The organism is Okeania sp. SIO2B9 (genome assembly GCF_010672505.1).
Taxonomy (GTDB): domain Bacteria; phylum Cyanobacteriota; class Cyanobacteriia; order Cyanobacteriales; family Microcoleaceae; genus Okeania; species Okeania hirsuta.
In genome coordinates this window covers 1-2,952 of the sequence record NZ_JAAHGK010000989.1, presented here as the reverse complement: position 1 = coordinate 2,952, position 2,952 = coordinate 1, and the positions used below count along the sequence as shown (strand labels likewise).

Sequence of the window (2,952 nt, the reverse complement as noted above, 5' to 3'; positions counted from 1 at the left end):
TTCTTCTTAGTTATCTCTTCTTCCTTCTTCACAAAGATATTGGCATTAATTGTAATGGCCCTATCCCCAATTCTTTAGTAGAGAGAAAGCGCACTTCAAACAAAGCCATCATATCCTTAAAATCTGGTTGACCACGAGAAGCACCTGTAATACCCCTGGCAATAATTAAACCACACCAACCATCAGTAGCTTGGCAACGCTTGTCCCATTTTTGTTTAGCTTTCTTGTGTACTGGGTCATTCTGCACAAATTCACCAAATAAATGAAGCACACCATCATAAGTTTTAAATATGCCCAAATCGTAGCTTGTTTCTTCCATGGGATCTTCTCCTATATTAAACCCGATACCATGAAGTCCTTGAGCTTCTTGTAAATCATCTATCAATTTAGTTGCTTTTGGCAGAGAAGTTTGAATCAAAACTATTGGTAAACCTTCTCCTAATAATTTAAGATCTACTTCTGCTGCCTGGTGTAGTTTAGTATTGTCTCGTAGATATGCCACTGTATCCCAAGGTACCATTCCTAAACTTAAGAAAGAATTGGCCGGGACCAAATCATTCTTCAGCATGGGCATTTCAATTTCTAATTCTTCATCTCCTTCAAGATCGGCCTCGGTAGCCATTTCATATAATTCTTCTGCCACTTCTGGCATAGTGGCCACTTTGACTGAAATTATTTGTTCAGATTCTGGTATAGGGATACGGTAGCGACTATTGATACTAGGAAACTTATTACCTGTCATCTTTTTGCGACAAGAGCGTAAAAAACGATGGAGTGCTTCTATTGCCACTAATGTGGTAACTGCTTCCTCTTCATATAGAACAGACCTTAAACCTTCTAAAGGATGTAGATTACCAAAATTGGGCTGAATTTCTGATGCAGATAAATTTTGGAGGTCGATATTCTCACTCTCATCATCTGCCTCTTCTTCTTGAAGGTGATCGTAAGTGACAAACAAACAATCTTGTCCCAAAAAAGCTTCCTCTAAATTTTCAAAAGATTTTTCATAAGCTACTCGTTGCCGAAACCTTTTGAGAGAATCTAAAGAACGATATAGTAAGATGCCATAATCCATACCCAACTTACCTAAGACGCAGATGTAGAGATTTTTGATATCCCATTGATTAAGTTCTATGGAAATAATTTGATGTTCTCCTAATATTTCCCATGGTGCATCGTCCCAAACTTGATATGCTTTTTCAAGTAAAGCTTCCGCATAGTCAGGAGGTAAGTTAGGAGGACGATTTTCTGCTACTTCCTGTAGTCCTTGAAATATTTCATCAATTAGAGGTAAATCCGGGACATAATCAATGGTAATTCCTAGGTCTTGTAAAACTCCCCTCAGAAAAAATTGAATTTCTCGGTCTTTGACTACTATTTTTTGAGGTCTAATTGTTGGAGCTGGACTTTGAGGATTTTCCATTGCTCGCAGCAGTGTCCGAACAATTGCTTCTGGGCCAATTTCTGATGTCACCATGTCCATTGCTCGTACCATTCCATGGGAGCCATCGACCCAAATAATACATTCATTTGTTGTTTCTGACTCTAACTCTGGGTTAGAGCTTGAGTCTGAGTATATAGGGCGACGATCGCCTTCCCACACACTTGGAACTTGTTGTAATTTTTGTAACCTACGAATTGTTGAAGGATTAAGAGCTGCCATAGACTAAGCCTGTGAAAGTGAAGCAATCGGTAAATATTCTTTACTTGTTGCATTAAGCCATATTCTTCATGTACTTTGATATACATTTTTCTCTATACAGCTTTGCTAATGTGACGGGAATTTTATTTTCTACTATCTTAATGACTGCTCGGATCAATTGAGCGATGAATCATAATTAACATAAAAATATATAGACTTACTATATAATTCTCTATCTATAATTTTAATAATTTTAACATTATTAACGACAGTCTTTAAGTTTTTGGCACCCATATATTAAGATATTAAACCACAATAAGGCCAGATTTAAAAAAATGATGATTTTTGACTGAGGATACTATTCAAAAAGTATAGTTACAATCTTTATCTAGAAATATAAATATGAAATAGAATATATAAATAGTAAGGAATTACTATTTTAGAGCAATAGTACAAGGAGCTAGAAATAAAAATGACACAAGCTACTCAGTCTCAGCAAAAAGGTATCATGATGAGCGAAGCTGCTTTAGCTCAGGTTAATTCTCTAAGAGAGAAAGAAGGGAAAGACCTGTGCCTCAGAGTAGGGGTGCGTCAAGGTGGATGTTCTGGAATGTCCTACATGATGGATTTTGCTGACCCTAATACTATTAGAGAAGATGATGAAGTTTATGATTATGATGGATTTAAGGTAGTTTGCGATCGCAAGAGTATTCTATATCTCTACGGTTTAGTACTCGACTATAGTAATGCTTTAATTGGGGGTGGGTTTCAATTTAGTAATCCTAATGCAACTCAAACCTGTGGCTGTGGTAGTTCCTTTTCTGCCTAAAATTAATCAAATCAAATCATATTTGTCAGAAGTTATCTAGGTCTAGTCTTTCCTAGAACTTCTGTAAATGCAACTGCTTAATAATGGGCAAACTGGAGAGTAGGGGTACAGTATTAATTGTGCCCCTATCTATGTAAATTGAGTACGGCGGTCGCCGGTGGCTGCACCTCGGGCCACGGGATGTGCGGCACGGCCCAACGATCGCCGGCCAGCGTGGCGGTCACCGCAACGTTCATGACCACAGCGATCGCCACCACCTTTGTCCTGCGGGTCCTGACCGGGGGTGCGCTGTGACACGCGATCGTCGGATGAACCTGCTCGGCCTGCTCTTCGGCATGGCCTTCGGTGGCGTGTTGGCGGCATCCAACCTGCACGAGTACGACACGATCCACGCCATGCTTCGGCTCGACGAGTTCGACGTCTTCTGGTTCATGGGCTCGGCCATCGCGGTCTCGCTGCCCGGGCTGTGGCTGCTCGAACA

Annotated in this window: 3 protein-coding genes; 2 read left to right on the top strand and 1 reads right to left on the bottom strand. The window is 40.1% G+C overall.

Annotated features, from left to right (window positions below):
• Window positions 1-28 precede the first annotated feature (28 nt).
• Window positions 29-1,663 (bottom strand): DUF6930 domain-containing protein, encoded by a 1,635-nt coding sequence (locus tag F6K13_RS26405; RefSeq protein ID WP_124146487.1) that lies wholly within the window; start codon window positions 1,661-1,663, stop codon window positions 29-31.
• A 451-nt stretch (window positions 1,664-2,114) separates the two neighbouring features.
• Here F6K13_RS26405 and F6K13_RS26400 point away from each other — a divergent pair, with 451 nt between their 5' ends.
• Entirely contained in the window at window positions 2,115-2,471 is a 357-nt protein-coding gene (locus tag F6K13_RS26400; protein ID WP_124146486.1) for an iron-sulfur cluster assembly accessory protein, read from the top strand.
• 290 nt (window positions 2,472-2,761) lie between these two features.
• Window positions 2,762-2,952, top strand: a 191-nt coding sequence (locus F6K13_RS26395; protein WP_287288905.1) for a hypothetical protein, incomplete at its 3' end; no start/stop codon positions are given.